Here is a 23329-nt window from a genome sequence, read left to right on the forward strand (position 1 = left end):
CGCAGCGTCGGTGTGGACAGGGGGCGGCGTACAGACGCCGGACCGAGAGCTAACATCCGGTTAACACACCGTCCCGCGCCGGACCTTTGCCCGCCGGGCTCCGTCCCGAACCGTTGACCTCTTCTGGGGGCCGCGGCCCTGGCCGGGTGGCCCCGCCCGGCAGCCGCCGCACCGGCGGCGACCTACCGCCTTCTGGCTGACCGGGGTCAACAGCTGGCCGCCGACGGCACCTGGAAGGACGTCCACCGCGGCGCCGGCTTCGTCGGCAAGCCGCTGTGGCTCATCATCAACCTCCAGATGGAGGGCTCCTCGGGCTCCTCGGGCCCGGGCGGCGACACGTACTACCGGGCGCGGGACGTGTACGTCGGCCGGAACCGCACCAGCTGACCCGCTAGCCGTGCGTCTGGAGCACCGCCTCGCCGCGGTCGGGGGTGCGCCTGCGCACCGGGTGACGGGGGCAGGGGATCCGGCGGGTGAGCCGGGGCGGGGCCTCGGGGGCCTTGGGGGCGGGCGGCTGGTCGTCGGGACCGTCGTCCTCCGGCCGCCGCACGGCATCCGCCCCGGTCTCCGCGCTGTGCACCGTCAGCATCACCAGACCCGTGCTCGCCACCAGCGCCGCGAGCACCGCCAGCAGCGTGCCGGGCGTGCCGTGCCGGAAGTGCTCGCCCAGCGCGGCGATGCCCACTGCCGTCGCCACCACGGGGTTGACCACCGTGGCCGTCGCGAGCGGCGAGGCCAGACCGGCGCCGTGGTACGACGCCTGGGACAGCAGCACCCCGGCCCCGGCCAGCACCCCGATCATGACGAGGCTCGGCAGCGCGTCGGCCCAGGAACCCCACGTCCACTCCACGGCGACGTTCTTGACGAACACCGAGGAGATGCCGAAGGCCGTCCCGGCCGCGACGGCCAGCAGCACCCCGCGCAACCCGCCCGGCCGCAGCAAGCGCGAGATCAGTACCAGCACCGCGAGGGAGGAGAGCGTGACCACGGTCAGCGTGACCCGCTGTCCGTCCGTCAGCGCCTGGGCCCGCGACGAACCGGTCAGCGAGAGCAGCCCGGCCAGCCCCACGGTGGCCAGCAGCGCGCCCCGCCAGCCGGCCGCGCCGACCGGGCGCCCTACGAACATCGCCGCCATCGGCAGCGCGAAGACGATGGTGAGCGCGCCCAGCGGCTGCACCACGCTCAGCGGCCCGTAGGCCAGCGCGATCACATGGAGGACCGCCCCGGCGCCGTTCAGGGACACCGCGACCCACCAGGTCCCGCGCCGCAGCGGGGCGGTGGCGCCCGGCGGCGTGGTCGCCGCGACATGCTCCTGGAGGATGGCCCCGGCGGCGTATCCCACCGATGAGGCCAGTGCCAGCAGCACCGACAGTGCCAGCGAGGTCACGTCGAGGCCCCCTGGGCCGATCCGTCTCCGTCCATGCCCTCATCCTTGAGGGTACGACCCCGCTCCGTCGTCGTCCTTGAGCACAGACTTGCGCCTCCTACTTGCGTAGTACGGCACGCCACCACTTCGCCTTCGCGGCGGCTGTGCGGGCCCGCTGGAGCAGTTCGTTCTGCGGCTGGGCGGGCCGGTAGACCGTGAGCGCCCCGGGGCGCTTGTCGATCAGCAGCGCCTCCGCGGGCTCCGCGGCGACCTCGCCGTCGTAGGCGCGGGTGTCCAGGGCGTGCAGCCCGGACAGCCGCAGCTGCCGCATCCGGCGGGTGGTGAGGACGCGCGACCGCCCCAGCGTGCCGGTGAGCGCCGAGAGCAGCAGCCGGGTGCGGGCGAGCGGCTGGTCCCCGTCGACGGCCCGGACATCCAGCAGCCCGTCGTCCAGCTGCTCGCGGTACGCGGGCGCGAACCCCTCGGGGGAGTAGCCGCCGTTGCCGACGAACAGCACCCACAGCCGCCGCTGGTGCCCGTTGACCTCGATCTCCATCGGGGTGGCCGTGCGCAGCACCCGGCCGAGCGCGACGGCGGCCGCGGGCCACTTGCCCAGCCGGTCCTGAAGGCTTTCGCGGATCCGCACCAGCTCCGGGTAGAAGCCGAGGCTGAACGTGTTGACGAAGTGGCTGCTGCCCTCGCCTCCGGCCAGCGGGGTGGCCCGGGCGAGATCCACGGCGACCGCGTCGCCCTCGGTCACCGCGTGCGCGGTGTCCTCGAAGTTCGGCACGCCGATGTCCAGCGCGAAGTGGTCGAGGGTGCCGCCGGGGAAGACGGCGAGCGGCAGCCCGTGCTCGGCGGCGAGCGCGGCCGCCGCGTTGACGCTGCCGTCCCCGCCGCAGATCCCCAGCGCCCCCGCCCGTGCCGAGGCCCGGCGGGCGGCCTGGCCGAGCATGGCCATGAAGTCGTCACCGGGCCCGCACTCCATGATCTCGGCCGCGGGCAGCAGCACTTCCAGCTGCTCGGCGTCGGTGAACCCGCCCGTGACCGCGCCGTTGCCCGCGCTGTGGTTGACGAGCACGACCAGCCCCTCGCCCTTCGGCATGGCGGGCGCCGAGACCCGCGGCCGGGCCCGCGCCGGAACCTCCGGGCGCGGCGGCCACCAGCGGCAGGTGAGCGCGGCCGCCCCGATCCCCAGGGCGACCCCGGCCACCACATCGCTGGGGTAGTGGACGCCCACATAGACCCGGGAGGCGGCGACGGCGGCGGCGAGCGGTACGACCAGGGTGCCGTACCGGGACGACTCGATCGCGACCCCGGTCGCGAAGGCGGCCGCGGAGGCGGAGTGCCCGGAGGGGAAGGAGCTGGTCCAGGGCTGATGACGCAGCCGCCGGACCAGCGGCACGGCGTCCAGCACCGGGCGGCGGCGCTCCACGGTCCACTTCACCACCATGTTCGACGCCATCGAGGCGGCAGCGAGCGAGCCGACGCCCCGCAGCGCCGCCCGCCGCGCGGTCCGCCCGCCCACCGTCCCGAGCACGGCGGCCGTGCCGAACCACAGCTTGCCGTGGTTGGCGGCCCGGCTCAGCCGGGGCAGCAGGGGATGAGCGCCGCGCAGCCGGCTGGCAGCGACCCGCGCGAACAGCTTCCGGTCGATGTCACTGATCGGTCCCATGTCTCCTGGGTAACCCGGAATGGCCGCGACACGCCTGACCGGCACGCGGTGTGATGCATTCGCCTGCGGTTCCGTGCGGTACGGGGGCGGGCCCGCGCCCGCCCCCGTACCCGGTGACGTGGCGTCAGGACGCCGGGAGTCCCCAGCGCGGCGCCGCCTCGTTCGGCTCGACCGGCCTGACCGTCATGTCCGGGCGATCGCCGCGCGCCGTGATCACCGCCTCACGCCGCTTGCCCAGCGCGATACGGATCGTCCCCGCGCCCACCTGCTCGTACGACAGCCGCCGCCCGCGCTCGTCGTGCACCTCGACGCTCCCGGGCAGGGAATGCCGTACGACGCAGGGCGCGCCCGCCTCGCTGCGCAGCCGCACCCAGCGGGTCACCCCGCCCTCGCGGGCCGCGCTCAGCAGGAACGCGCCCTGGGTGCGGAAGTCGTGCACCATGAGATCGCGCCAGGCGGCGGGCAGCGCCGGGAACACCCGGATCACCCCGCCCCAGCTCTGGCACACCATGTCGTGCAGCGACTGCGCGGCCGACAGTGGTGTCTCGATGACCGGGCCCGACTCCTTGTACATGGTGTTCGGCTGGATGAAACGCCGCATCAGCTCACCCAGGTACTTCAGCGCGTCCTCGCCGCGCCCCATCTGCGCGGACATCGAGGCGGCGCCGGTGAAGGTGTAGCCCTGCAGCGCGCCCTCGAAGCCGACCCAGTGGTTGAGGGACTTCTCGATCAGCGCGCGCTTGTCCGGGTCCTCCCAGGTCACCTCGTACAGCGGATAGACGGCGAGCATGTGGGAGTAGTGGCGGTGCGACTTGGCGAACGGGACGCCCGCGCCGATCATGAAGCCGTTCTCGTCGACCGGATACGGGATGAGCTTCGTGAGCACTTCCCGCCAGCGCGGCGCCGACGGGTCGTTCACGCCGAGGGCCTTCGCCGAGTCGAGGAGTGTGGCACAGCCCCAGCGCAGCAGCATCAGGTCGTAGTTGCAGTCCGGGGCGTTCACCCCGTACTCGGGCGAGAAGGTGGCGGGCAGATGCAGCTTGCCGTCGCTGCCGGGGGTGAGGAAGTGGAGGTAGTACGCGACGGCCTTGCGCAGCAGGGGGAAGACCACGTCCCGGAGGATCGCGATGTCCATGGTGTGGCGGTAGCTGAGCCACACGTTGTGCAGCGCCCAGGTGAGGTTTCCGACCTCGGGGGTGGGCGGGTCCTGGCCGGGGACGCCGACGGCGAAGCCGCCGTTCGCCACGGCACCGCCGTTGACCAGGTGGATGTCGGTGGTGCGCGGGATGCCCGCCGAGTCCTTGCGGTAGGGGGCGTCGAGCTGGTTGGAGAGGTTGTCGCGGAACTCGCCGAGGGCGCGGGTCACGGCGTCCAGCTCCAGGTGGTTGGAGCCGTGGATCAGCCAGTATTCGAGCTGTACGTTGAGGTTCCACCAGGTGGCGGGCCACGGTGTGGACTCCAGCCACGGTCCGCTGGTGGCCATCACGGGCGCGTCGGCGCGGGCGGCCGAGGCCGCTTTGTAGAGCTGGATCCAGTAGAAGCGCTGGAGGCGGGCGTCGGGCAGCGAGAGGAAGCTCTTGCGGTAGTACGCGTGCCACCAGGGGCGGTGGGTGGCCGCCAGCGCGTCGTACGGCAGCGCCGACGCGGCCCGCACGTCCCTCAGGGCCCGGTCGCGCGCGGTGGTGCGGGGGTGGGAGTGCGCCACCGTGACGTACAGGGTGCGGCGCCGGGACCGGGTGTGCTCGCGCCAGGCCGTCACATGCTGCCCGCCCGCGAGTAACGGCTGTACGCCGGCCCGGATGCCGTGGTGGTCCTCGACGGTCGCCGGGGGGTTGCCGGTGTAGCCCTCGGGGACCGGTTTGAACGCGACGCGCGGGCTGATGGCCTCGGCGGGGTGGAACACCCAGCGGAACCCCGTCTCGCCACGGGTGGGGGTGACCTCGATGGCCATGACCGAGCGGGAGTTGTGGACCAGTGCGCGCAGGGTCAGCGTGCCCTTGTCGGTGGTGAGCGTGCCGGTCAGCTCCGCGTCGCGGAGGCGCAGCCGCCAGTCGACGGCCTTGATCGTGCCGACCGGCTCCAGGGTGAAGTGACCGATCGGAAGCCGGGCGAGCCCGAAGAGCGAGCCGAACTCGGGGCGGTGGTCCTGCACTTCGGTGTGCTGGACGTTGAAGCGGACGGCCCCCGGGGTGTCCGGGTCGGCGTAAATACCGGAGCCCAGGCGGGCGTTGCCGAGGTACGGGCCCTCGTACCAGGTCCCCGGCATCTTCTGCCAGACCATGTCGGCGTCGTCGAGGACGGTGCTCCAGGGGTCGGGCGAGGTCCGCCGGGCGGTGCCCGGGGCCGCGTCGGCGGCCGCGTGGGCGACCGTGGCCGGCGCGGTGAGCCCGATGGTACCGGCGGCCATGGCGCCACCGACGACGGTCCTTCTGGTGGGTGCGGTCACGTACGTGCCTCCAGTTCCTCGGGCTGAACCCCTGGGCATGATGGCGCCCTTCCGCAGGAACGGGAACCCCTCGCGCGCCATAAACATCGGATGAGAGAGTCCGGATCGGTGCGTCAAAACGCCCCGGTGGCGCTGCCGGGGCGGCAATACCTCGGATCTCCTCGCCTCCGGCGCGGCGCGGCGCGGCTACGGAGGCGGACTCACGTGGCCGCGAACACCACCCACACCGGGCCGGGTGCGAACGTCATCCGGTGGCCGTCCATGGTCGTGAAGGTGGTGCCGCCCCCTGCGCCCGGCCGTGACCAGCGGGTCTCGTACGCTTTGCCGTCGCGCAGTACCAGCGCGGTGCCCGACCCGACCGTCACGGTGAAGGGCGTGACGCTGCCGAGCACATCGTGGAACCGTGACGGGCGGATCGTCGTGTGCTGCACCACGACCGTGGCGGCGCCCAGCCGTCCGCCGTCGGTGGTGCGGGCCGGGGTGCCGTCCATCGCCACCAGCCACCGCTTGTCCGTGGCGGACCAGGTGAAGGTGAAACCCGCGGACGGATAGCGCACCGTCTGCCGCTTCTTGGGCTCTCCGCCCGGCGGCGCCGCGCCGAAACGGAAGCCGATGTCCGAGGCGTCCGAGGCGTGCGGGGCCGCGCGCAACGCGGTCTTGGGGTGCACATAGAGGTTGTGCGGCGCCGGGTGCTGCGTACCGCGGACGTAGGCGCGGGGCGCCGCACCGGGCGGCAGCGGATACAGCGGCGCGGCGTCCACGGCGGACCGCAGCCGGGACTGGACGCCCGAGTACGCGAGCGCCGGGCGCCCGAACTGGCGCAGCAGGTCGAGATCGCTCTCGCGGGCGCTGCGCACCGGTCCCACGGTGGCGGGCAGCCGGCCGGAGAAGACCGCGAGCATGCGGCTCAACCCGCCCTCCACCTGCTCGACGTAGACGATGTCGGCCGCGCCGATACCCGTCTGCGGGCGGGCCTGGGAGGCGTTGTCGATCTTCACGGCGAGGATGGGCGCGGGCTTCGCGGACAGCCCGGTGAACGGCGACCGGCCGCCCTCCACGGTCGGGGGCCGGCTGTGCTCCGTGGGCCGGGCCGGGCTCTTCTGCCCCCCGCCGCCGCAGCCACTCAGCGCGGTGAGCACGAGGAGCGCCGTGAGCAGCAGAACCGCGGGGCGGGCACCCCGTGGGCATCTCACCTGTTCGGTGGACATAAGCCCCACTTCCTCCCGTCCCAGCTCACCATGGATGGCGGCCACCGGCCACTTGGCGCGGACCATTCGGCCCGGGTGCTCTTTCCTTGTCCAGTCCTTGGGAATCGACGCGCGGAGCATTCAAGTGCTCGTTAACCTGACGACAGATCCGGTTCAGCCGACCACGAAGGAGTGTGCGGTGACCCCCGAGCAGACGATGAGCGACGAGTCACACGCGGAGAACGGCGGGCGGCGGGCGGAGCCGCCGGAAGTGGGCAGTCTGGAGGTGTGGGCGCGCTCCGCGCCGATCCGTCTCGCGGGCTACGAGGACGACCTGGCCGAGCCACATATCCTCCAGAGCGTGGACTGAGCGGCGCCGCCGATTCGCCTTCCTGCCGAGCGATTCGCGCGGCCGTCATCCAGCCGGTTTCGGCGCGGCCCACGAGGAGTGATGCCCCCGCCGCGCGGCAGGAACGGACGGTGATGAGGTCCCGTCACGGCGCCCTCGTGGGCGGCGACTTGTGCCGCCGATCCGGACGACGCTGTCCGTGACCGGCGACTCGCCGGCGGCACGGCCCGCCCGGTGCGGGAGGGGGCCGAGGGGCTGGTGAGAGAGCGGGCTTCCGCGGCCGCGTCGAGGAGAGCGGCGGCGGCCCGGCACGTTCGGCCGCCGTTTCCTGGCAGCAAGCGGACATCGGGGCCGCCGGTCGGCCGCTCGGCCGACAGCCCCGGTACTCCTTCGCCGAGTCGCCGACCGGTCTGAGGGCGGCGAGCAAGGGCCCGGCCGAAACGCCCGCCCGGTGACGGCCCATCATGTGCCGCTGCCCGGGTACGTCGACACCGCGTCCGACGGCGTCGCCGCGCGGGACACCTGGGCAGGCCGGGATGCCGGACTCGACCGCCGCCCGTCCGCCGGGACGGATTCCGTGTGCCCGGGCGCGCGGCCGGCCCCTGGCGGTCCGCCCCCGAAACGGGTCGGTCGACGTACCCGTCCACGACAGCGACGGCTTCGGGAAACTCCGTCCGGGGCCGCAGGGCGATCCGCTGCATCAACGTCGGCGCGTGGCAGAACTTCGGCCCGACCGCGCAGCCCCGCCGACCGCCGCCGTGCGGCGCTCATTTCGTGGTGCTATATCCGGCCATTCTCACCAGTTGCCTGGCCGGGCCCCGAACCCGCCCCCGCGTGACACCGCGCGGGCGCGGTGCCCTATGGGGTCCGGCGCCCGAGATCGCCCGTGTCAAGGCCCAAGCGCCCCGGTGCGGCGATTGGCAACTTGCTGCCGTAGGGGAAACACCAGCGCTCGGACGCGGTTTGCTGATTCAAGCAGACAGACACGGCCCACGGCGGCGAACGGGGGAGGGGACCAAGGACGAGGTGGCCCTGGACGGGGGTCGGGGCCACCCGTGGCGCAGGCGGCGTCGGGGAGATTCAGCCCCGACGCCGCCTCTCGGCCACCGCGTTGGACGACGGCACTCTCCAAGGTCGGGAGCCATGCAGAACACCGCCGACACCGCCCGTACCACCGACACGGCCGCGTTGCTCGAAGACCTGTACCCCGCCCTGGCCGCGCTCCGGGAGGCGGGCCCGGTCCACCGGATCGCCGGCACCGACGGTCGCCCGGCCTGGCTGGTCACCCGCTACGACGACGTACGGCGGGCGTTCGCCGACCCGCGCCTCTCGCTGGACAAGCGCCACGCCGCCCCGGGCAACTACAGCGGCTTCTCGCTGCCGCCCGCCCTGGACACCAACCTGCTCAACATGGACCCACCGGACCGCACCCGGGTGCGCCGCCTCGTGGTCAAGGCGTTCACCCCCGGCCGGGTCGAGAAGCTGCGCGAACCGGTCCGGCGGGTCGCCGGCGAACTGCTCGACGCGGTCGAGGCCGACGGCCGTGCGGATCTGCTCGCCGCGTACGCCGGGCAGCTGCCCATCATCGTCATCTGCGATCTGCTCGGCGTCCCGGAGGAGGACCGCCAGGACTTCCGCGCCTGGAGCGACGCCCTGATCACCCCGGACCCGGCGTGGCCGCAGGCGGCGAAGGAGGCGGTCGGGGCCATGCTGCGCTTCTACACCGGCCTCATCGCGACGAAGCGCGCCAAGCCCGGCGACGATCTGCTGTCCGACCTGATCCGGGTGCGCGACGACGAGTCGGAGGGCGGTGACGACCGGCTCAGCGAGGACGAGCTGACCTCGCTGGCCTTCCTCATCCTGCTCGCGGGGTACGAGAACACGGTCCACCTCATCGCCAACTCCGTGCTCTCCCTGCTCGACCACCCCGAACTCCTCACGGAGCTGCGCGAGGACCCCACCCGCGTCCCGGCCGCCTTCGACGAGCTGGCCCGCTATGAGGGCCCGGCCTCGCTGGCGATCCGCCGCTTCCCCCGGGAGTACATCGAGATCGGCGGGGTGACGATCCCCGCCGGGGAGACCGTGCTGCTCTCCCTCGCCTCGGCGTACCGCGATCCGGCGCACTTCCAGAATCCGGACGCGCTCAATCCACATATTGGCCGATCCGGGCACCTTGCCCTCGGTCACGGCATCCACTACCGCCTCGGCGCACCGCTGGCCCGGATGGAGACCGACATCGCTCTGGCCACGCTGTTGTCCCGGTTTCCGGGGCTGCGGCTGGATGTGCCGAGGGAGGAGCTGCGCTGGCGGCCCTCGATTCGTGCGCGTGGCCTGATCTCGCTCCCTGTGGCCTGGTGAGCGGGAAGGCGAACAGGTTTTTGATGCATAACCCCCGGTGGATGCGGTAAAAAGGTCACTGAGCCCGCCCGGTGTGCATCCCCCGTCGCACCGGGCGGGCCTCTGTGTGAGGGCACTCTCCCGCGGTCGGGGCCACCCCGCGAGCGACGCCGCGACCGCATCCGCGCCCGGTGTGGCGGCAACCCCTACGGCCCCCGTAAACCTCTGACTTACCGGCCGGTAATCGGTCGGAACCGGGCATCCGGGGCCGAGAGTAAGCTCACAGCTCTACCCTCTGCTGCGGCTTTAGCCGAGGCCGTTAGCCTCCCTTCCATGACGGTCCTGCCCGACGGGCTTCCCCTAGCCGACGAATTCCCGGATGTGACGCGAGACGAGTGGCACCGCCTCGTGGAAGGTGTGCTGCGTAAAACCGGCGCGTCGGATGCCACGGGCGCAAGCGCCGAAGCGGCCCTCGCGACCGAGGTCGAGGACGGCATCACCGTCCGTCCCCTCTACACGTCCCAGGACGCGCCCCAGGACCCCGGCCACTCCGGCTACCCGGGCTTCGCCCCGTATCTGCGCGGCGCGCGCCCCGCGGGGTCCGCGGCCTCCGGCTGGGACGTACGCCAGCGCCACGCGCACCCGGACGCGGGCACCACCAACCGGGCCGTGCTCGCGGACCTGGAGAACGGCGCCGGGTCGGTGTGGCTGGCGGTCGGCGAGGGCGGGATGGCCGTCGACGCGCTGCCCGAGGCCCTGACCGGCGTCTACCTCGACCTCGCCCCCGTCGTTCTCGACGCGGGCGCCGGCTTCGAGGCCGCGGCCCGCGCCCTGCTGCGGCTGTACGGGGACCGTCAGGTACCGCCGCACGCGGCGCTCGGCAACCTGGGCGCCGACCCGCTGGGCCTGGTGGCCCGCACCGGCCGGGACGCGGACCTGCCCGCCCACCTGGCCGCCGCCGCGGACCTGGCCGCCACCTGCTACCGCGACCACCGCGGCGTCCGGGCCCTCACCGTCGACGCGCTGCCGTACCACGAGGCGGGCGGCGGGGTGGCCCAGGAACTGGGCTGCTCGCTGGCCGCCGGAGTGGCGTATCTGCGCGCGCTGACCGGGGCCGGGATGACGGTCGAGGCGGCCTGTGCCGAGCTGGAATTCCGTTACGCGGCCACCGCGGACCAGTTCACCACCATCGCCAAGCTGCGCGCCGCCAGGCGGCTGTGGGCGCGGGTGGCGGAGGCGTGCGGGGCGACGACCGCCTCACCGGAGTGCGCCCAGCGCCAGCACGCGGTCACCTCGCCGGTGATGATGACCCGGCGCGACCCCTGGGTGAACATGCTTCGCACCACCGTGGCGAGCCTGGCCGCCGGGATCGGCGGCGCCGACGCGGTCACGGTGCTGCCGTTCGACAGCGCGATCGGCCTGCCGGACGACTTCGCCCGCCGTATCGCCCGCAACACCTCCACGATCCTGCTGGAGGAGTCGGGGCTGGCCCGGGTGATCGACCCGGCCGGCGGCTCCTGGTACGTCGAGTCGCTGACCGAGGAGATCTGCCGCGCCGCGTGGGCCTGGTTCCAGGAGATCGAGCGGGCCGGGGGACTGGCCGCCGCCCTCGCCTCCGGGCTGGTGCGCGACCGGCTGGCCGCCACCTGGGAGCGCCGCTCGCGCGACCTCGCCCGCCGCAAGGAGCCGATCACCGGCGTGAGCGAGTTCCCGAACCTCGCCGAGCCGCCGGTGACGCGCGAGGCCGCGCCGGAACGGCCCGGCGGCGGGCTGCCGCGGGTGCGCCGCGACGAGGCGTACGAGGCGCTGCGCGCCCGCTCCGACGCGCATCTGGCCGACCGGGGCGCCCGGCCCAGGGTGTTCCTGGCCGCGCTGGGGCCCGCGGCCGTGCACACCGCCCGCGCCTCCTTCGCCGCCAACCTCTTCCAGGCGGGCGGCATCGAGGCCGTGCAGGAACCGGCCACGGTCGACGCGGAGTCGGTGGCCGAGGCGTTCGCCGCGAGCGGCGCGAGCGTGGCCTGCCTGTGCTCCAGCGACACCGTGTACGCGGAGCAGGCGGTGGCCGTGGCCGAGCGGCTGAAGGCCGCCGGGGCGGCCCGGGTCCTGCTGGCCGGACGGCCCGGGACACTTCAGGCAGAGTACGAGCGGGCCGGGGTGGACGGTTTCGTCTTCGCCGGCTGCGACGCGGTCGAGGTGCTGTCCTCGGCTCTGGACATCATGGGGGTGCGGTGATGGGCGGCAATCCGGTGGAAGCGGGCAGGATCCCGGATTTCTCGGCCGTCGAGTTCGACGGACCGGCCGACGAGCAGGCGACCGGCGGTGCCGGTTCCGCCGCCTGGGCCGCCGCGGTGCAGGACAGCGTCGGCAAGGGCGTCGAGGACCTGGTGTGGGACACCCCCGAGGGCATCGGCGTCAAGCCGCTCTACACCGCCGAGGACCTCGACGGCGTGGACTTCCTGGACACCTACCCGGGCGTGGCGCCGTATCTGCGCGGCCCGTACCCGACGATGTACGTCAACCAGCCCTGGACGATCCGGCAGTACGCGGGCTTCTCCACCGCGGAGGAGTCCAACGCGTTCTACCGCCGCAACCTGGCGGCCGGGCAGAAGGGCCTGTCGGTCGCCTTCGACCTGCCCACCCACCGTGGCTACGACAGTGACCACCCGCGGGTCGCCGGTGACGTCGGCATGGCGGGCGTGGCCATCGATTCGATCTACGACATGCGGCAGCTCTTCGACGGCATTCCCCTCGACAGGATGTCGGTGTCGATGACGATGAACGGCGCGGTGCTGCCCATCCTCGCGCTGTACATCGTGGCCGCCGAGGAGCAGGGCGTACCGCCCGAGAAGCTGGCCGGGACCATTCAGAACGACATCCTCAAGGAGTTCATGGTCCGCAACACCTACATCTATCCGCCGCAGCCGTCGATGCGGATCATCTCCGACATCTTCGCCTACGCCTCGCAGCGGATGCCGCGCTACAACTCCATCTCCATCTCCGGCTACCACATCCAGGAGGCCGGGGCCACGGCCGACCTGGAGCTGGCGTACACCCTCGCCGACGGGGTGGAGTACCTGCGGGCCGGGCTCGGCGCCGGGATGGACGTGGACGCGTTCGCGCCGCGGCTGTCGTTCTTCTGGGCGATCGGCATGAACTTCTTCATGGAGATCGCCAAGCTGCGGGCGGCGCGCCTGCTGTGGGCCAAGCTGGTCAAGCAGTTCGACCCGAAGAACCCCAAGTCGCTGTCGTTGCGCACCCATTCGCAGACCTCCGGCTGGTCCCTGACCGCGCAGGACGTCTACAACAACGTGACCCGTACGTGTGTCGAGGCGATGGCGGCCACCCAGGGCCACACCCAGTCGCTGCACACCAACGCCCTGGACGAGGCCCTCGCCCTGCCCACCGACTTCTCCGCCCGCATCGCCCGCAACACCCAGCTGCTGCTCCAGCAGGAGTCGGGCACCACGCGGGTGATCGACCCGTGGGGCGGCAGCGCGTACGTCGAGAAGCTCACCCACGACCTGGCGCGCCGGGCCTGGCAGCACATCGAGGAGGTCGAGGCGGCCGGCGGCATGGCCAAGGCGATCGACGCGGGCATCCCCAAGCTGCGCGTCGAGGAGGCCGCGGCCCGCACCCAGGCCCGGATCGACTCCGGCCGCCAGCCGGTCATCGGCGTCAACAAGTACCGCCCCGAAAGCGGCAGCGACGAGCAGATCGAGGTCCGGGCGGTCGACAACTCCGCGGTCCGCGCCCAGCAGATCGAGAAGCTGCGACGGCTGCGCGCCGAGCGCGACGAGACCGCCTGCCAGGACGCGCTGCGCGCGCTCACCGCCGCCGCCGAGTCCGGCCCCGGCAGCGGCCTGGAGGGCAACCTCCTCGCGCTCGCCGTGGACGCCGCTCGCGCCAAGGCCACCGTCGGGGAGATCTCCGACGCGCTGGAGAAGGTCTATGGCCGCCACTCCGGCCAGATCCGTACGATCGCGGGTGTGTATCGAGACGAGGCCGGACCGTCGTCCGGTGTGGACCGCACCCGGGCGCTGGTGGAGAAGTTCGAGAGCACCGAGGGCCGCCGACCCCGCATCCTGGTCGCCAAGATGGGCCAGGACGGGCACGACCGCGGCCAGAAGGTGATCGCGACCGCCTTCGCCGACCTGGGCTTCGACGTCGACGTCGGCCCGCTGTTCCAGACGCCGGAGGAGGTCGCCCGGCAGGCGGTGGAGGCCGATGTGCACATCGTCGGCGTCTCGTCGCTGGCCGCCGGCCACCTCACGCTGGTGCCCGCGCTGCGCGAGCAGCTGGCCGAGGCGGGCCGCGAGGACATCACGGTCGTCGTCGGGGGCGTCATCCCGCCGCAGGACGTGCAGACCCTGCACGAGGCCGGTGCCGCCGCCGTCTTCCTGCCGGGCACGGTCATCCCGGACGCCGCCCACGACCTGGTGCGGAAGCTGGCCGCCGACCTCGGCCACGAGCTGTAATGCCGCGGACGATCGACGTCGAGGAGTACGCCAAGGGCGTGCTCGACGGCAAGCGCGCGTACATCGCCCGCGCCATCACCCTCGTCGAGTCCACCCGGGCCGACCACCGCGACCTCGCCCAGCGGCTGCTGATCGAGCTGCTGCCGCACACCGGCGGGGCGCGGCGGGTCGGCATCAGCGGGGTGCCCGGGGTGGGCAAGTCGACCTTCATCGACGCCCTGGGCACCATGCTCACCGGGCTCGGCCACAAGGTCGCGGTGCTCGCCGTCGATCCGTCCTCCAGCCGTACCGGCGGCTCCATCCTGGGCGACAAGACCCGGATGGAGCGGCTGGCCGTCGACCCGAACGCCTTCGTACGGCCCTCGCCGAGCGCCGGGACGCTCGGCGGGGTCGCCCGCGCCACCCGCGAGTCCATGGTCGTGATGGAGGCCGCGGGCTACGACGTGCTGCTCGTGGAAACCGTCGGCGTGGGTCAGTCCGAAACCGCCGTCGCGGACATGGTGGACACCTTCCTGCTGCTCTCCCTGGCCCGCACCGGCGACCAGCTGCAGGGCATCAAGAAGGGCGTCCTGGAGCTGGCCGACGTCGTCACCATCAACAAGGCGGACGGTCCGCACGCCCGGGACGCCAAGTCCGCGGCCCGCGAACTGGCGGGCGCGCTACGGCTGTTGCAGCCGCCGGACGCCCCGTGGAACCCGCCGGTGCTCACCTGCTCGGCGCGCGAGAACACCGGGCTCGACGTGGTGTGGGAGCGGCTGGAGCAGCACCGCAGGGTGCTGGAGGCCACCGGCGCGCTGGAGGCCAAGCGCCGCGACCAGCAGGTGGGCTGGACCTGGTCCATGGTGCGCGACCAGCTGCTCGCCCGGCTGCACGCCCACCCCGAGGTGCGCCGCCTCGCGCCCGGCCTCGAACAGGAGGTCCGCGACGGCACGCTGACGGCGACGCTGGCGGCGGACCGGCTGCTGGAGGCGTTCAGGGGCCCGGCCGACGGTGTCTGAGGAGGCCCGGATCGGGCCGTTCTTCGCCCTGCGCACCGGCCCCGGCGATCCGGGTGAGGAGGGGTACGCGCGGATCGGCGAGGCCTACCGGGTGACCGGCGGGGGCGCCGCCGCGCCCCTGCTGCGCGGCCGGGTGGAGTCGGTCGGCGCCGGCCTGCGCACCGATGAGCCGAGGGTCGCGGCCTCCCTCGTCTTCCAGGGGCTCGCCGCCCGGCTGTGGGCGCTCGCGCTCGGCCCGGCGGCCCTCTCCGGCCGGGTGCCGGATCTGCGTCCCGATCAGCTGTGGTGGAACCCGGCCCGGACCGCGCCCGACGATCTGTGGTGGCCCGGTCCGGCGCGGGTGATGGGCGAACCGGGCGGGCTCGCCGGGCAGTTGGCCGATTCCGCGTACGCTCATCTGCTGCCCCTGCACTCCGCCGTGACGCGGGGGTACCGGGTCTCGGGGCGTCTACTGTGGGGCAACGCCGCCTCCGCGCTCACCGGTTCGCTCCGGGTGCTGGACGACTGGTGCCGCGCCCGGGGCCGGGCGGAGGCCGCCGACCGGGCGGCGGGGCTGGTACGCGACCTGCTCGCGCAGCCGCCGCTGCGGGGCGCGGGCGAGCTGACCGCCCCGCCGCCCGCCTTCCGGCGCCGCAGCTGCTGCCTGTACTACCGGGTGCCGGGCGGCGGGCTGTGCGGGGACTGCGTCCTGCGGAAGTCACCGGGCTGACGCGGACGGACGCGCCGGGACTCGATACGGTGTGCGAATGCCGATGAACGAGAACGTGTTCTCATCCTGGCGGGCGTGGCGCCGCCGCGCCACGTCCCGGCTGGTGCACCGCGGATGGCGCGCCGTCCAGCGCGCGGGCGCGGTGACCGCCGAGCGGCCCGGCCCGTACCGCTTCGGCCGCATCGGCGCCGGCACCCGGCTGGCGTTCCCCCAGGGCACCATCTTCGGCGAGCCGTGGATCGAACTCGGCGAGCACTGCGTCATCGGCGAACAGGTCACGCTCACCGTCGGCATGATGCCCGGCCTCGACCTCGGCCCCGGCCCCATTCTGCGGTTCGGCAACGGCGTGATCCTGGGCCGCGGCAGCCACGTCATCGCCTCCCGGGACGTGGTGTTCGGCGATGACGTGTTCTGCGGTCCGTACATCTACGTGACCAGCGACAACCATTCGTACGACGACCCCCACCAGCCCATCGGACGGCAGTGGCCGCGCTCCGCGCCCGTCGAGATCGGCTCCGGAAGCTGGCTGGGCGCGGGCGCCGTGATCCTGCCCGGGGCGCGGCTGGGCCGCAACGTCGTCGTCGCGGCCGGCGCGGTCGTACGGGGTGAGGTGCCCGACCACGCCGTGGTCGCCGGGGCGCCCGCCCGCGTCATCCGGCGCTGGGCCCCCGAGGACGGCTGGCAGCCGCCGCTGCGGACGCCCGCGCCCGAGCCGATACCGGCCGGCATGACGGTGGAGGAGCTGCTGGCGCTGGCCGAGGCGGAGCCGGAGGCGGGAGCGTCGTAGCAGGTCAGTAGAGTGCAAGAGCCGCCACCGAACCACGAGGAACCCCTGTGAGCCCACCACCCGACCCCCTGACCGTCGTCGGCATCGGCGCCGACGGATGGGACGGGCTCGCCCCGGCCGGTCGCGAGGCACTGCGCGCGGCCGAGGCTGTCATCGGCGGCCCGCGCCAACTCGACCTGCTGCCACCGGAATGCGCCGCCGAGCGGGTGCCGTGGCCGTCGCCGCTGCGCCCCGCGATCCCCGGGCTGCTCGCCGCGCACGCCGGGCGCCACGTCTGCGTACTGGCGAGCGGCGACCCCATGTTCTTCGGCATCGGGCGCACCCTCACCGAGCTGCTGGGCCCGGACGCGCTGCGGGTGCTGCCCCATCCGTCGTCCGTCTCCCACGCCTGTGCGCGGCTCGGCTGGGCGCAGGAGGACACCGAGGTGATCAGCCTCGTCGGCCGCCCCCTCGCCGCCCTGTCACGCGCCCTGTACCCGGGCCGCCGGCTGCTCGTCCTCAGCGCCGGCGCCGGGACCCCGGCCGAGGTCGCCGGGCTGCTGCGGGACCGCGGCTTCGGCCCGACCCGGATGCGGGTCCTGGAACAGCTGGGCGGTGCGCGGGAACACGCCATCGAGGGCACCGCCGAGGCGTGGCCCCACCAGCCCGGCGACCCCCTCAACGTCATCGCCCTCGACTGCGCCCCGGCGCCGGACACCCCGCGCCTGTCAGCCGTCCCCGGGCTGCCGGACGCCGCGTACGAACACGACGGCCAGCTGACCAAACGCCACATCCGCGCCGCCACCCTCGCCGCCCTCGCCCCCGCCCCGGGCGAACTGCTGTGGGACGTCGGCGGCGGCTCCGGCTCCATCGCCGTGGAATGGATGCGCGCCCACCCCGCCTGCCGCGCGGTCTCCGTCGAACGCGACCCGGTACGCGCGGAACGCATCACCCGCAACGCCACCACCCTGGGCGTCCCCGCCCTGCGCGTCGTCACCGGCGCCGCCCCGGCCGCCCTCACCGGCCTGCCCGCGCCCGACGCCGTCTTCGTCGGCGGCGGCGCCACCACCCCCGGTCTCCTGGAGGCATGCTGGACCGCCCTCCCCCCGGGCGGGCGCCTGGTGGTCAACACCGTGACCCTCGAATCCGAAGCCCTGCTCACCGCCTGGTACAGCCGCCACGGCGGCGACCTCATCCGCCTCGCCGTCTCCCACGCCGCCCCCGTGGGCGGCTTCACCGGCTGGCGCCAGGCGATGCCGGTCACCCAGTGGTCCACCACCAAAGACCCAGTCCCAGGAGAGACACGATGACGGTGTACTTCATCGGCGCGGGCCCCGGCGCCGCCGATCTCATCACCCTGCGCGGCGCGCGGACCCTCGCCCGCTGCCAGGTGTGCCTCTACGCGGGCAGCCTCGTACCGCGCGAACTGCTGGCCGAATGCCCGCCGGACGCCCGGCTCGTCGACACCGCCGGGCTCCATCTCGACCAGATCACCGCCGAGTTCACCGCCGCCCACGAGGCGGGGCACGACGTGGCCCGGCTGCACTCCGGCGACCCGGCCGTCTTCAGCGCCGTCGCCGAGCAGATGCGGCGCCTCGACGCGGCCGGGATCCCGTACGAGGTCGTCCCCGGCGTCCCCGCCTTCGCCGCCGCGGCCGCGGCGCTGGGCCGCGAGCTGACCGTGCCGACCGTCGGCCAGACCGTCATCCTCACCCGCATCGCCCAGCAGGCCACCCCCATGCCCGACGGCGAGGACCTCGCCACCCTCGGCCGCAGCCGCGCCCTGCTCGTCCTGCACCTCGCCGCCCGCTACGTGGACCGCGTGGTCGACGAACTCCTCCCGCACTACGGCCCCGACTGCCCGGCCGCCGTGGTCGCCATGGCCAGCCGCCCCGACGAACTGGTGCTGCGCGGCACCCTGGCGGACATCGCGGACCAGGTGAAGACGGCCGGTGTGGTCCGCACGGCCGTCATCATGGTGGGCCGAACCCTGGCCGCCGAGCAGTTCCGCGACAGCCACCTCTACTCGGCTGAGCGCACCCGCTCCCACACCCCGTGCGCCACGCCCGACGCCTGAGCAACCCGTCGGCCCACGCCACCGTGACCCATCGCGCCCGGGTACGCGAACACCTCACCACCGCCCGCCGGTTCACCGCGCGGCCGGGCGGGGCCCCGCCGGCGGCCCGGTAGTGCCATTGGGCTCGTCGGCCGGACGCCTGCTGCACCGGGCGGGACACCGCGTCGCGCGGGCTGCGCGGGTCCGCCTCTCGCATCGGCTGTGCACCGCGCCTCGCGCCCTGCGGGGCCCGTGCCCCGTGCCGGCCGGCGCTGCGTTCCCTATCCGGCGGGCGCGCCACCCCGCGCCGGGTGGGTACGGCGCCCCTACCCTCGGGCGCCTCGGTGCCCCGGTTCGGCGGCCAAGCCCCCGCTGTACCGGGCAGGACACCGCATTGCGCGCGGGTGCTGTGCTCTGTGCCGGGCGGGGCGCGTCCCGCGTCGGCTGGGTACCGCGCCTCGCGCCGCGTGGAGCCTGCGCCCCGTGCCGGGAGGCGCTGCGCTTCACGCCGCGCCGCCGCCCGCGTCCGGCGACTGCCACGCGAAGGCGGGCCGGGTAACGCCCTTTGCGCCCGGCGGGCGGCGCGTCCCGGGCCGCGCGGTGCCGGGCGACGGGTGCCGCCTCGCGCCACCCGTCGCGTCGGGCGGGGCCCCGTGTCCCGTGGCGGGCAGGCACCGTACCTGGCGTCGGACGGGGACCGTGCCTCGCGCCGCGCCGGCGCCACGGCGTCGGTCGGCCGGAGACCGTGTTCCCGCGGCGGCAGCCGCCTCTCGCCCGGGGAGGGCGCCGCACGCGGCGCGGGGTACGGCGTGCGCGCCGGCCGCGTCAGGCGTCCCGTGGGCCGCGCGGGGCGGCGCGGCCCACTATCGTGCCCGCGCGGTCGATGCAGATGACGTCGACCGCCACCGGGGCCCCGCGCAGGACGCCGAGGGCCGTGTCGCGGGCCGCCGCGGCGACCAGGTCGCCGAGGGGGACGCCTCGGGCCGCGCACAGCTGGACCGTTTCCAGGCCGGTGTTGGCGGCCGCGACCGCCGCCGTCAGTTCCTCGTCCGCGCCGCCGCGGCGGGCCAGGTCGGCGAGGTGGGACTTGTCGACCTGGGAGCGGGAGGAGTGCAGGTCCAGGTGGCCCGCGGCGAGCTTGGAGAGCTTGGCGAAGCCGCCCGCGATCGTCAGCCGGTCCACCGGGTGGCGGCGCAGGTACTTGAGCACGGCGCCCGCGAAGTCACCCATGTCCAGCAGGGCGTCCTGCGGCAGCCCGTGTTCGGCCACCGCCACCTTCTCGGAGGTCGACCCCGTACATCCCGCCACATGCCGCCGTCCCGCCGCTCGTGCCACGTCCACCCCGCGCCGGATGCTGTCGATCCAGGCCGAGCACGAGTACGGCACGACGATGCCGGTCGTCCCGAGGATGGACAGCCCGCCGAGGATGCCCAGGCGGGGGTTCCACGTACTACGGGCGATCTCCTCACCGTGGTCGACGGCGATCTCGATCTCGACGTCACCGCTGCCGCCGTGGCGGGCGGCGACCGCGGCGATGTGGTCGCGCATCATCTGGCGCGGCACGGGGTTGATGGCGGGTTCGCCCACCGCGAGCGGCAGCCCGGGCCGGGTGACGGTGCCGACGCCCGGCCCGGCCCGGAACACCACGCCGCCGCCCGGCGGCAGGGCCCGTACGGTCGCCCGTACCAGCGCGCCGTGCGTCACGTCGGGATCGTCCCCGGCGTCCTTCACGACCGCGGCCATGGCCCGGTCCGCCGCCAGCTCCTCGGCGGCCAGCGCGAACGCGGGCCGCTGCCCCTTGGGCAGCGCGATCGTCACCGGATCGGGAAACTCGCCGCTGAGCAGCGCGGTGTACGCGGCGGTCGTCGCGGCCGTCGCACACGCCCCGGTGGTCCACCCGGGCCGCAGCCCGGTCCGCTCCAGCTGCGCCCCGCGACCCCCGGCCGCCTCGGTCTCCGCCTCAGCCATGGGCCACCCGCCGCGCATACGATGACGGGCGCACCGGCGACGAAAGGCATCCGATGAACAGCGCACCGGCGCGCCACGTGCTCATCCTGGGCGGCACCACCGAGGCCCGCCGACTGGCCGCGGAGCTGGACGGCGATCCCGCCCTGCGCGTCACCAGTTCGCTCGCGGGCCGGGTCGCCGAACCGCGACTGCCCGCCGGGCAGGTGCGGATCGGCGGGTTCGGGGGCCCCGAGGGCATGGCCCACTGGCTCCGCGAGCACCAGGTGGACGCGCTCATCGACGCCACCCATCCTTTCGCCGACACGATCAGTCTCAACGCGGCCCGTGCGGCCGCCGCCGTCCATGTTCCCCTGCTCGCCCTGCGCCGCCCCGGCTGGGTGGCGGGTCCGGGCGACCGCTGGCACCCGGCGGCCTCCCTGGAGGAGGCCGCGCGGCTGCTGCCGGACCTGGGGGAGCGGGTCTTCCTCACCACGGGCCGCATGGGACTCGCGGCCTTCGCCCACCTCGCCGAGCCGTGGTTCCTGGTCCGCTCGGTGGACGCCCCCGAGCCCCCGGCCCCGCCCCGTATGGAGGTGATCCTCGACCGGGGCCCGTTCACCTACGAAGGCGAAACCGAGCTGCTGCGCCGCCACCGCATCGACGTCCTGGTCACCAAGGACAGCGGCGCCGGCGCCACGGCCCCCAAGCTGACCGCGGCCCGCGACGCCGGAATCCCCGTGGTCGTGGTCCAGCGCCCACCCGCCCCGCAGGACGTCCCGGTGGTCCGGACCCCCGCCGAGGCCGTCGCCTGGCTTCGGGGGCGTCACACCTCCGGGTAGCGGCGCGGGGTCCAGACGATCTCGGTGCCGTCGCCGCGGCGGGCGGTGCGGGTCTGGGAGGAGCCGACCAGGATGATCGTGCGCATGTCCACCTCGGCCGGGTCGAGGTCGGCCAGCCGGATGATGCGGACGCTCTCCTCGGGGCCGCCGATGTCGCGGCCCAGGACGACCGGGGTGTCCGGCGCGCGGTGTTCCAGGAGGAGTTCGCGGGCCTTGCCGACCTGCCAGACCCGGCTGCGGGAGCCGGGGTTGTAGAGGGCGAGGACCAGGTCGGCGGCGGCCGCGGCGGCCAGGCGTCCGGCGATGACCTCCCACGGCTTGAGCCGGTCGGACAGCGAGACGACGGCGTAGTCGTGGCCGAGCGGCGCGCCCGCGCGGGCGGCCGCGGCGTGGGCCGCGGTCATGCCGGGCAGCACGCGCACCGGGACGTCGCGGTACGGGTCCTCGGACGCGGCCTCCAGCACGGCGGTGGCCATGGCGAACACCCCGGGGTCGCCCGAGGAGACGACGGCGACACGCCGCCCGCGCCGGGCGAGGTCGAGGGCGAATTCGGCGCGCTCGGCCTCCACCTTGTTGTCGGAGGGGTGGCGCCGCTGGCCGGGGCGTACGGGGACCCGGTCCAGGTAGGTGGTGTAGCCGACCAGGTCCTCGGCGGCGGCCAGCTCACCGCGCGCCTCGGGGGTGAGCCACAGCGGACCGGCGGGGCCCAGGCCCACCACCACGACCTCGCCCGGGCGCCCGGACGCGGCGGCGTCCGGGGCGGCCGGTGTGCCGACGCGGCTCGGCAGCACCGCCACCGAGAAGTAGGGCACCGACGACGGGTCGACCTCGCCCAGCGGCCCGGTGCGCTCCGCGCTCATCGTGGCGCGCTCCACGTACCGCGCGTCGGCGAGCCGCCCCGAACGCTCCAGGGCGCGCCGCACGGCCGGGAAGGTGCGGCCGAGCTTCATGACCGCCGCCGCGTCGGTCGTCGCGAGACGTGCCGTCAGCTCCTCCTCGGGCAGCGTGCCCGGGAGGACCGTCAGCACCTCCTCGCCCTCCACCAGCGGCGCGCCGAGCCGGGCGGCCGCCGCGCTCACCGAGGTCACGCCGGGGATCACCTCGGTGTCGTAGCGGTCGGCGAGCCGCTTGTGCATGTGCATGTACGAGCCGTAGAACAGCGGATCGCCCTCGGCCAGCACCGCGACCGTGCGCCCCGCGTCCAGATGCGCGGCGAGCCGCGCCGCCGCCTCCGTGTAGAACTCCTCCATCGCGCCCCGGTAGCCGCCCGGATGGTCGGTGCCCTCCGTGGTGACCGGGTAGACCAGCCGCTCCTCGATGTGGTCGGGCCGCAGATGCCGCTCGGCGATGGAACGCGCGATGCTGCGGCCGTGCCGGGCGCTGTGGTACGCGACCACATCGGCCCCGGCGATGACCTCCACCGCCCGTACCGTCATCAGGGACGGGTCACCGGGACCGAGGCCCACGCCGTACAGCCGGCCCTTCGGACCCTTCGCCGCGGGCGTCGCCTGTCGCTGCTGCTCGCTCACTCTTCCTCGCTCGCTATCGCGTTGATCGCGGCCGCGGCGATGGCGCTGCCGCCGCGTCGGCCGCGCACCACCAGATGGTCGGGCGCCGCCGGATGTCCGGCCAGCGCGTCCTTGGACTCGGCGGCGCCGATGAACCCGACCGGCACGCCGATGACGGCGGCCGGGCGCGGCGCGCCCGCCCCGCCTTCTTCGAGTATTTCCATCAGACGGAACAGCGCGGTGGGCGCGTTGCCGACCGCCACGACCGAACCCTCCAGCCGGTCCCGCCACAGCTCCAGCGCGGCGGCGCTGCGCGTGGTCCCCATGCGTCGCGCCAACTCCGGTACGGCGGGGTCGGACAGCGTGCACACCACGTCGTTGTCCGCGGGCAGCCGCCTGCGGGTGACGCCGCTGGCGACCATCTGGGCGTCGCAGAACACGGGCGCCCCGGCGCGCAGCGCCTCCCGGGCCCGCGCGACCACCCCGGGCGTGTACGCGAGGTCCTTGACCAGGTCGACCATGCCGCACGCGTGGATCATCCGCACCACGACCTGGCTGACGTCGGCGGGGAGGCCGCCCAGGTCCGCCTCGGCGCGGATGGTGGCAAAGGAGGCGCGGTAGATGGCCGCCCCGTCCTTCTCGTAGTCGAACACTGTGTCCTCGATCATGTC

General features: G+C 74.3%; 17 protein-coding genes. 10 read left to right on the forward strand and 7 right to left on the reverse strand.

Annotated elements, in window-relative coordinates; all coding sequences use genetic code 11:
- Positions 1–391: 391 nt before the first annotated feature.
- The 4 genes from ACH4SI_RS18800 to ACH4SI_RS18815 form a co-directional block, all read right to left on the reverse strand.
- Positions 392–1387: a DMT family transporter gene (locus ACH4SI_RS18800; protein ID WP_398296865.1), complete on the reverse strand. Its 996-nt coding sequence runs from the start codon at positions 1385–1387 to the stop codon at positions 392–394.
- Between the two features lie 97 nt (positions 1388–1484).
- Positions 1485–3041, reverse strand: a complete 1557-nt coding sequence (locus ACH4SI_RS18805) for a bifunctional phosphatase PAP2/diacylglycerol kinase family protein (protein WP_398296866.1) — start codon at positions 3039–3041, stop codon at positions 1485–1487.
- 124 nt (positions 3042–3165) lie between these two features.
- Complete coding sequence (locus ACH4SI_RS18810) at positions 3166–5526, reverse strand: glycosyl hydrolase family 95 catalytic domain-containing protein (RefSeq protein ID WP_398296867.1); 2361 nt, start codon at positions 5524–5526, stop codon at positions 3166–3168.
- 161 nt (positions 5527–5687) lie between these two features.
- Entirely contained in the window at positions 5688–6695 is a 1008-nt protein-coding gene (locus ACH4SI_RS18815; protein ID WP_398296868.1) for a DUF3048 domain-containing protein, read from the reverse strand.
- Positions 6696–6873: 178 nt separating this feature from the next.
- Here ACH4SI_RS18815 and ACH4SI_RS18820 point away from each other — a divergent pair, with 178 nt between their 5' ends.
- The 9 genes from ACH4SI_RS18820 (at position 6874) to cobM (ending at position 18385) form a co-directional block, all read left to right on the forward strand.
- Positions 6874–7044, forward strand: coding sequence for a hypothetical protein (locus ACH4SI_RS18820; RefSeq protein WP_398296869.1), 171 nt, complete (start codon positions 6874–6876; stop codon positions 7042–7044).
- Between the two features lie 1122 nt (positions 7045–8166).
- On the forward strand, positions 8167–9381 hold the full coding sequence (locus tag ACH4SI_RS18825; RefSeq protein ID WP_398296870.1) for a cytochrome P450: 1215 nt from the start codon (positions 8167–8169) through the stop codon (positions 9379–9381).
- A 312-nt stretch (positions 9382–9693) separates the two neighbouring features.
- A complete protein-coding gene (locus tag ACH4SI_RS18830; protein ID WP_398296871.1) occupies positions 9694–11592 on the forward strand; it encodes a methylmalonyl-CoA mutase family protein in 1899 nt (632 codons plus the stop codon).
- Positions 11592–13835, forward strand: a complete 2244-nt coding sequence (gene scpA, locus ACH4SI_RS18835; protein ID WP_398296872.1) for a methylmalonyl-CoA mutase — start codon at positions 11592–11594, stop codon at positions 13833–13835. The genes ACH4SI_RS18830 and scpA overlap by 1 nt, the downstream gene beginning before the upstream one ends.
- Positions 13835–14833: a methylmalonyl Co-A mutase-associated GTPase MeaB gene (gene meaB, locus ACH4SI_RS18840; protein WP_398296873.1), complete on the forward strand. Its 999-nt coding sequence runs from the start codon at positions 13835–13837 to the stop codon at positions 14831–14833. Before scpA ends, meaB begins: the two co-directional genes overlap by 1 nt.
- Positions 14826–15542: a (2Fe-2S)-binding protein gene (locus ACH4SI_RS18845; protein ID WP_398296874.1), complete on the forward strand. Its 717-nt coding sequence runs from the start codon at positions 14826–14828 to the stop codon at positions 15540–15542. Before meaB ends, ACH4SI_RS18845 begins: the two co-directional genes overlap by 8 nt.
- Before the next feature lie 37 nt (positions 15543–15579).
- Positions 15580–16329: an acyltransferase gene (locus ACH4SI_RS18850; protein ID WP_398296875.1), complete on the forward strand. Its 750-nt coding sequence runs from the start codon at positions 15580–15582 to the stop codon at positions 16327–16329.
- Between the two features lie 47 nt (positions 16330–16376).
- Entirely contained in the window at positions 16377–17618 is a 1242-nt protein-coding gene (cbiE, locus tag ACH4SI_RS18855; protein WP_398296876.1) for a precorrin-6y C5,15-methyltransferase (decarboxylating) subunit CbiE, read from the forward strand.
- On the forward strand, positions 17615–18385 hold the full coding sequence (cobM, locus tag ACH4SI_RS18860) for a precorrin-4 C(11)-methyltransferase (protein WP_398296877.1): 771 nt from the start codon (positions 17615–17617) through the stop codon (positions 18383–18385). Before cbiE ends, cobM begins: the two co-directional genes overlap by 4 nt.
- A gap of 804 nt (positions 18386–19189) precedes the next feature.
- Here the strand turns inward: cobM and ACH4SI_RS18865 are convergent.
- A complete protein-coding gene (locus ACH4SI_RS18865) occupies positions 19190–20332 on the reverse strand; it encodes a cobalt-precorrin-5B (C(1))-methyltransferase (protein WP_398296878.1) in 1143 nt (380 codons plus the stop codon).
- A 53-nt stretch (positions 20333–20385) separates the two neighbouring features.
- Between ACH4SI_RS18865 and ACH4SI_RS18870 the strand changes: the two genes are divergently transcribed.
- A complete protein-coding gene (locus ACH4SI_RS18870; RefSeq protein ID WP_398296879.1) occupies positions 20386–21150 on the forward strand; it encodes a cobalt-precorrin-6A reductase in 765 nt (254 codons plus the stop codon).
- Here the strand turns inward: ACH4SI_RS18870 and ACH4SI_RS18875 are convergent.
- Both ACH4SI_RS18875 and ACH4SI_RS18880 read right to left on the reverse strand, forming a co-directional pair.
- A complete protein-coding gene (locus ACH4SI_RS18875; protein WP_398296880.1) occupies positions 21135–22679 on the reverse strand; it encodes a precorrin-2 C(20)-methyltransferase in 1545 nt (514 codons plus the stop codon). The genes ACH4SI_RS18870 and ACH4SI_RS18875 overlap by 16 nt on opposite strands.
- Positions 22676–23326 (reverse strand): precorrin-8X methylmutase, encoded by a 651-nt coding sequence (locus ACH4SI_RS18880; protein WP_398296881.1) that lies wholly within the window; start codon positions 23324–23326, stop codon positions 22676–22678. Before ACH4SI_RS18880 ends, ACH4SI_RS18875 begins: the two co-directional genes overlap by 4 nt.
- Positions 23327–23329 lie beyond the last annotated feature (3 nt).

Origin of the sequence: Streptomyces sp. NPDC021212, from assembly GCF_044332925.1 — a bacterium.
GTDB lineage: Bacteria > Actinomycetota > Actinomycetes > Streptomycetales > Streptomycetaceae > Streptomyces.